Here is a 7353-nt window from a genome sequence, read left to right as displayed (position 1 = left end):
CTCCCACAGCCCGATTCCCGCCCCCGCCGCCCGGATCTCCGGCGCACCCTCGACGACGGTCACCTCGTGACCCATCCGCCCGAGCGCACCCGCCGCCGTCAGCCCGACCAGTCCGCCACCCGCTACCACGACTCGCATGATGTTCTCCCTTGTCCCGCGCCCTGTCGACGTCCGAAACAATTCAACGACGGCTACCATATGATTACAAATGCATAGTTCTGATTGATAATATGCGTGCCATGCATGTGGATCTGAACCTGCTCACCGCCCTCGACGTGCTGCTGGCCGAGCGCAGCGTGGGCGTGGCCGCCGAACGGATGAACCTTTCGCAGCCCGCGATGAGCCGCACGCTCGCCCGCCTGCGCACGGTGACAGGGGATCCGATCCTGGTCCGCTCCGGCCGCGCCATGCTGCCGACGCCGTACGCCGAGCAGATCCGCGACCAGCTGCACGCCCTGGTCGAGCAGGCGCACACGATCCTCACTCCCCCAACCGATTTCGATGCGTCCACAGTGAAACGCACGTTCACCCTGCAATGCAACGACGTCATCGCCAACGCACTCGTCGCCGATCTGACCGCCCGGATCCGGCGCACGGCGCCGGGCGTGCACCTGCGCCTGCTGGCCGAATCCGGCACAACCGTGGACGATCTGCGCGAGGGCCGGGCGGATGCGCGCCTGTCCGCCGACGAACCCGAGGCCCCCGATCTGCGCGCCCGCGTCGTCGCCGGCGACCGCCTCGCCCTGATCTCCCGGCTGGATCCGGCCACCACGATCACCATGGCCGATTTCGCCGCCTTCGACCACGTGGTGGTGTCCCGTCGCGGCAGGGTACGCGGCCCGATCGACGACATCCTGGACACCCACGGCCTCACGCGCCGCGTAGTCCTGTCCGCCCCCACCCTGGACGTAGCGCTGCGCGCGGTGATCACCGGCGACCTCGTCACCGTCGCCCCCGCCGCATGCGTGACCCGCCTGGCCCAGCACCCCGCAATCGCGACTCACACACTCCCTTTCGCGCTCCCCCCGATCCGCGCGATCCTGTCCTGGCACGCCCGCCTCGACCAGGACCCCGGCCACCGCTGGCTACGCGACCTCATCGCCGAATCCGCCGCCGAATCCATCGGCGGCGCACCGAAGCCGCCCGACACTGCCCGCTGAGATGAGAACCGGCCTCCCGCTACATTCTTGGCGGTGATTCGGTTCCAGACCGACCATGGCGATGATCGTGCGCCGATTCGATTTCGTCCACGTTACCGATCGTCGTGCGACAGGCCGGGCTCATGTTAACCGTGTTTCGAAATGCCCTGGACGTCGATTACGTCGACGCTATCGAACACACGGTCGGCATCCGCGGAAAGTTCACTCGAAGAGTCGGATCACATTGCCGTACAACGTATTCGACTGCCAGCAGAGATCGGAATCATGGTGAAGGTCCGGCAACCCCGTCTTCTTCCGGATGTGACCAATCGGAAACAGTTCCGGAGTCCACTTGATTCATCGCACGAGCCGGCGAATGGGCCGTCTCACCTTCAGTATTCGCAGGAGATGAATCATGTCCGCACCCACCACCGACGATATCGACAAGGCCATCGCGGAGAACATCGCCAAGTCGCTGTCCGAGATTCCGCATCCCGCGCTGCCGGCGGGGACCAATATCTACGGGTCGACGAAGATCTTCCCGGACTATCGAGCCGAGGCGGGGGAAACCTATTTCACGCTGGTGCACGGTATCGCGCACGAGTCGTCGGTGAGCTTCGTCGCGGTGTTGCAGGCGACCCGGGCGCTGCGCAAGGGGTTCGAATCCGCGATCTACTTCTACGGACCCGGTGCGATCAACTGCATCGCCAACCGCGGCTTTCCGACCACCGGAGACAGCGGATTCCCGGGTGAGCAGAACATCAACGATGCCGTGGGTACCTTCATCAAGGAGGGCGGCAAGGTGTTCGCGTGCCGGTTCGGCCTGGCGCTGCACGGCGCCCGCGAGGAGGACCTCATCGAGGGCGTCATTCCCGCGCATCCGCTGGATGTGCAGGACGCGCTGATCTATTACGCGCGCAAGGGCGCGATCATCAATTCCACCTATCAGGTGTAGGACGGCCGCGATGACCGAGATATCGACACGGGTGGATCTCGCACTACTCGGCATCCGGGCCGGAGGTTCCGAGCGGCATTCGGATGTGCCCGTACAGCGCCGCGCCGGGGCCGGGCCGAGCGATGACGGTCATATGCTGCTCGGGGGCGCCGGCGCCGCCATACCCCTGCGCGCCGACAGTCCCTATTCGCTGCGCGGGGATCGCCTGCTCCTGGACGGCGCCGACCTGGGGATCACGGTCGAGCCGGTGCGCCGCCCCCGCTTCTACGATCTGCGCACCGCCGACGGCGTGGCCTACGAACAGATCGCCAGGCTGCACGGGGCCGACGTACTGGCCACCACCGTGGTGCAGACGTGCGTCCGCTACGCCGAGGACCAACGCTGCCGCTTCTGCGCCGTCGAGGCCTCGCTGGACGCGGGCCACACGATCGCGGTCAAGCGCCCCGCCCAATTGGCCGAGGTCGCCGAGGCCGCGGTCCGGCTCGACGGCGTGCGCCAGATGGTGATGACAACCGGCACCTCGGCCGGGAAAGACCGTGGCGCGAGACATCTGGCCCGATGCGTACGGGCGGTCAAACACGCGGTACCCGCACTGCCGATCCAGGCACAGTGCGAGCCCGCCGATCCGGACGCCCTGCGCGAATTGCACAGTGCCGGTGCGGATTCCATCGGAATCCACGTCGAATCACTCGACGACCGGGTACGCGCCCGCTGGATGCCCGGCAAATCCACCGTCCCACTGAGCGAATACCGCGCCGCCTGGGCACAGGCAGTCGAACTGTTCGGCCGCAACCAGGTCTCCACCTACCTACTCGTGGGCCTCGGCGAGGACCCGGACGAATTGGTCGCGGGCGCAGAAGAACTGATCACCATGGGCGTGTACCCATTCGTCGTCCCGTTCCGACCGCTGGCGGGCACCCTGGCCGTCGACGTCGATCATGCCCCCGCACCCGAACCGCAGGTCCTGCAGGACGTGACGCTGCGAGTTGCCGCCGCACTACGCCGCGCGGGCATGACCGGAACCGGCCAGAAGGCAGGCTGCGCCGCATGCGGCGCATGCAGCGTGCTGCAAGCAGCCGGAGCATGACATGAGGACCACCGCGAATACCCGAGACCCTGGCGCTGCCCACGGCCGATGCACCGACCACGGCCGGGCTGAAGACTGGGCTACACAACATGTGCGGCGTGAAGCGCGCCGAAAGCGGCGGAAGCGCGACATGACAGTCATCGCAAACGCTGGAGAACATGATGTCACGCATGGTCGCCGCGCTACACCAGGCTGGTATGACGAGCGCCAGGTGAGAGGTGGGCTGCGCGGCGCGCGGCCGACGGCGGGGCAGCACATGACGGCCACCGCCGACGCTCGCGAACATGACGACGTGCCTCGCCGCCGCGCTGAGCCGGGCGGTCAAGGATCGGCCAGAGAGTGGGCTCCGCCGCATGCGGCGTGTTGCAGGTGGCGGCGTGGGATGACGGTCAGCGCAGTGGCTCGAGGTCATGGAGCCGCACATGGCCGCGGTGTTGCGCCGGACGGGCACGTCCGGGGCACGTCGAAAGGCGGGGTGTTATGACTATCGCCACGGAACTCTCTGGCGGGCAGCGCTTCTGGCTGGATCACCTGTCGTCCGTCGGCATTTCGCCGGGGCTGGACCGGTGCGTTTTGTCGGGCAATCCGCATGCGGTCGGGGACGGGTTCTTGATCCATCCTGCCGCAGCCACGCAGGTGTCCGCTTACCGCGCGCTGCGGCGGAACAGCTTCGTCGCCGAACAGGGGCTGTTCTCCGGCAGCGACGCCGACGATCTGGACGATGATCCGCGCACCACGGTGCTGGTCGCAGTAAGTCCGGACGGGACCGTGCTCGGGGGTGTGCGCTTGGCGCCGGCTACCGCCGAAGATATGGGCTGGTGGACCGGTAGCCGGTTGGTCGTGGATCGTGCCGCGCGTACCAAGGGCGTCGGTAACGCACTGGTGCGGGCGGCGTGTGCCTTCGCCGAGAGCAACGACGTCCTGCGCTTCGAGGCCACGGTTCAGGCCCGGCATGCGCCGCTGTTCGGTCAGCTGGGCTGGATTCACTTGGGCGACACAGAGATCGGCGGAATGCCCCATGCGCGGATGCGTTGGCCGATCGATCGGATCGAACGCCTGGTCGGGGAGACCAAGGCCATGTTGGGCATATTGCTCGACGGGCTCGGCAGCCAGCCGATGACCTTGGGCGGACCGGGTTTTCGGGGCGACGATGGCGCGCCGGTTCCGGGCAGCGATCTGGTGGCCGCCTGCGACGCGATCATTCCCGCCATGGTCGAACGCGATCCGGAATGGGCCGGATGGTGTTCGGCGCTGGTGAATCTCAACGACCTGGCCGCCATGGGCGCGCATCCCGCCGGACTGCTGGACGCGGTCGCCGCGCCCACCCGCTCGCTGCTGACCCGGATCCTGCGCGGGCTGGCCCGGGCGAGTGACATGTGGGGGGTACCCATCCTCGGCGGGCATACCCAGATCGGTCCACCCGCGCTGTCGGTGACAGCGTTGGGCCACGCCGCGCGCCCGGTGCCCGGAGGCGGCGGCCGCATCGGCGACCAGCTGCGCCTCACCGCCGACCTGGGCGGCAGATGGCGCAGCGGATACCGTGGCCGCCAATGGGATTCGTCCTCGCACCGAACCGGCGAGGAACTCCGCGCACTGGGCCGGTTCGTCGCCGCCACCGCGCCGGCCGCCGCGAAGGATGTCAGCATGGCCGGTATCGCCGGAACCGCGGGCATGCTCGCGGAGGCGTCCGGGGTCGGCGTCGAACTCGACCTGACCAGCCTGCCGCGTCCGGCGAACGCCACTCTCGCGCAATGGATCACCTGCTTCCCCGGCTACGCCATGCTGACCGCCGACCGGCCCGGCGCGGCGATCGCCGATCCCGGCCCGGCCACCTCCGCGGTATGCGGCGTACTCACCTCGAGCCCCGGCGTGCGCCTGCGCTGGCCGGACGGAACCATCACCACAGCGGTGCACAGCACCGTCACCGGATTGGGACACTCATGAACGACCTCACCCTCTCCGTGGCCGCGGCCGAATTCGGTCGCGACATGGAGCAGTGCTATCGCACCATCGCCGCCCTCATCGAGCGGGCCCGCGACCGCGGCTCCGCGCTGCTGGTCCTGCCCGAGGCCTGCTTGGGCGGCTATCTGCCCAGCCTCGGCGGCGATTCGGAGACCGCGGAGGACAGGCAGCGTCGCCTGCGCAGCCTGCCGCCCGCGCTCGAACTGGACGGCCCCGAACTTCGGCGCGTCGCGGCCATGGCCGGTGATCTGGTGGTGACGCTGGGATTCTGCGAGGCCGACGGCGAGGCCCGCTACAACGCCGCGGTCACCCTCACCGGCGACGGCATCCTTGCCTCCTACCGCAAGGTGCATCAACCGCTGGGCGAAAACCTCTGCTACGAAGCCGGATCCGAATATCACGCCTTCGACACACCGATCGGCCGGATGGGCATGCAGATCTGCTACGACAAGGCATTTCCGGAAGCCGCCCGGGCCCTGGCGCTGGACGGCGCGGAGATCATCACATCGCTGTCGGCCTGGCCGACCGCCCGCACCGCCACCACCGAACGACTCGAGGACGACCGCTGGACCCAGCGTTTCGACATCTTCGACCGCGCACGCGCGGTGGAGAACCAGGTGGTGTGGATCGCCTCCAATCAGGCGGGCACCTTCGGTTCGCTGCGGTTCGTCTGCAACGCCAAGATCGTCGGCCCCGGCGGCGACATCCTGGCCACCACCGGCGCTGCGCCGGGATTGGCCAGTGCCACAGTGGATGTCGACCACGCGCTCGAGCTCGCCCGCGGCGGCGGCATGTACAACCTGCGCGACCGGCGGCCCGAGCTCTACGGCAGCGTCGTGGCACGGCACGGCGTGGTCGGGCAGCCCGCGATACCGGGGGAATTGGCGGCCACCCATGCCTGAACATCACGATGTCGTGGTGATCGGCGGCGGTCAGGCCGGACTGTCGATGAGCTGGCATCTGACCGGTCGCGGCATCGATCACCTGGTGCTCGAGCGCGATACGATCGCCCACGAATGGCGCGACACCCGCTGGGACAACTTCACTCTCGTCACCCCGAACTGGCAGTGCGTACTGCCCGGCTACCGTTACACCGGCCCGGACCCGCACGGCTTCATGCCCCGCGACGAGGTATACGCCTGGGTTCGCGGCTACGCGGACACGTTCGCGCCGCCGGTGCGCGAACATGTCGCCGTGACAGGTCTTGCCGTATCGCCCTCCGGCGGTTTCGATCTCGACACCACCTGCGGCCCGCTGCACTGTGATCGGGCGGTGGTAGCCGTCGGCGGCTACCACACGCCCGCGCTCCCCCGCTTCGCCGAGCGGCTTCCGGCCCGGATCCGGCAGCTCACCTCTGCCGAATACCGCAGCGCCGCCGCACTTCCCGAGGGCGACGTGCTGGTCGTCGGCACCGGGCAGTCCGGGGCTCAGATCGCGGAAGATCTACATCTCTCCGGCCGCAGAGTGCATCTGGCGGTCGGCAGCGCACCGCGGGTGGCACGCTTCTATCGGGGCCGGGATTGTGTGGCGTGGCTACAGGATATGGGTCATTACGACATTCCCATCGAGGATCAGCCCGGCGGACTGGGTAAGCGGGAGAACACCAACCACTACGTCACCGGCCGCGACGGCGGACGCGACATCGATCTTCGCCGATTCGCCTGCGAGGGTATGGCACTGTATGGGCGAATGATCGGTTTCTCCAGCGGCACGGGTTATTTCGAGCCGTCGCTGGAGAAGTCCCTCGATGCCGCCGACGCCGTGGCCGAGAGCATCAAGGATTCCATCGACGCGTACATCGCCCGTGCGGGAATCGACGCGCCAGTGCAGTCGCGCTATAGGCCGGTGTGGCGGCCCGAGCGTGAGGTCACCGAGATCGACGTCGCCGCCCAGGGCATCACGTCGGTGATCTGGTCGACCGGGTTCCGCACCGATTATCGCTGGCTGCGGGTGGGCGTCTTCGACGGCGAGGGCCATCCGTGCCACAACCGCGGGGTCACGGGAACGCCGGGACTCTACTTTCTCGGGCTGCCGTGGCTGCATACGTGGGGTTCGGGCCGCTTCGCCGCGATAGCCCGTGACGCGAAATATCTGGCCGACCGGATCACCGTCACCGTCCCCGAAACCGTCACGGCGCGCGCCGGATTCGCATGACCGGCGACCGACTCCTATCCATGAGCCACGACCCGGAACCCGCGCAGAGGATGGTG

7 protein-coding genes are annotated in these 7353 nt (G+C 68.1%); 6 read left to right on the top strand and 1 reads right to left on the bottom strand.

Annotated features, from left to right (window positions below; translation table 11 throughout):
* On the bottom strand, nucleotides 1-198 hold a 198-nt coding region (locus JZ791_RS28090; RefSeq protein ID WP_216898350.1), incomplete at its 3' end, for an NAD-binding protein.
* Nucleotides 199-239: 41 nt separating this feature from the next.
* On the opposite strand from JZ791_RS28090, the gene JZ791_RS28085 reads away from it, so the two are divergent.
* From JZ791_RS28085 to JZ791_RS28060, 6 genes are all read left to right on the top strand, one after another.
* Complete coding sequence (locus tag JZ791_RS28085; RefSeq protein ID WP_254206423.1) at nucleotides 240-1160, top strand: LysR family transcriptional regulator; 921 nt, start codon at nucleotides 240-242, stop codon at nucleotides 1158-1160.
* Nucleotides 1161-1554: 394 nt separating this feature from the next.
* The gene (locus JZ791_RS28080; protein ID WP_216898349.1) at nucleotides 1555-2094 is read left to right on the top strand and encodes an MSMEG_0572/Sll0783 family nitrogen starvation response protein; all 540 of its coding nucleotides are present in this window, start codon (nucleotides 1555-1557) and stop codon (nucleotides 2092-2094) included.
* A gap of 10 nt (nucleotides 2095-2104) precedes the next feature.
* The gene (locus tag JZ791_RS28075) at nucleotides 2105-3181 is read left to right on the top strand and encodes an MSMEG_0568 family radical SAM protein (protein ID WP_216898348.1); all 1077 of its coding nucleotides are present in this window, start codon (nucleotides 2105-2107) and stop codon (nucleotides 3179-3181) included.
* A gap of 480 nt (nucleotides 3182-3661) precedes the next feature.
* Nucleotides 3662-5125, top strand: a complete 1464-nt coding sequence (locus JZ791_RS28070) for an MSMEG_0567/sll0787 family protein (protein ID WP_216898347.1) — start codon at nucleotides 3662-3664, stop codon at nucleotides 5123-5125.
* On the top strand, nucleotides 5122-6045 hold the full coding sequence (locus tag JZ791_RS28065) for a carbon-nitrogen hydrolase family protein (protein WP_216898346.1): 924 nt from the start codon (nucleotides 5122-5124) through the stop codon (nucleotides 6043-6045). Before JZ791_RS28070 ends, JZ791_RS28065 begins: the two co-directional genes overlap by 4 nt.
* Entirely contained in the window at nucleotides 6038-7297 is a 1260-nt protein-coding gene (locus tag JZ791_RS28060; protein ID WP_216898345.1) for an MSMEG_0569 family flavin-dependent oxidoreductase, read from the top strand. Before JZ791_RS28065 ends, JZ791_RS28060 begins: the two co-directional genes overlap by 8 nt.
* Nucleotides 7298-7353 lie beyond the last annotated feature (56 nt).

It is taken from the genome of Nocardia alni (assembly GCF_019038435.1).
GTDB lineage: Bacteria > Actinomycetota > Actinomycetes > Mycobacteriales > Mycobacteriaceae > Nocardia > Nocardia alni.
The sequence above is the reverse complement of the archived record's forward strand: the minus strand, read 5'-3'. Positions and strand labels throughout refer to the sequence as shown.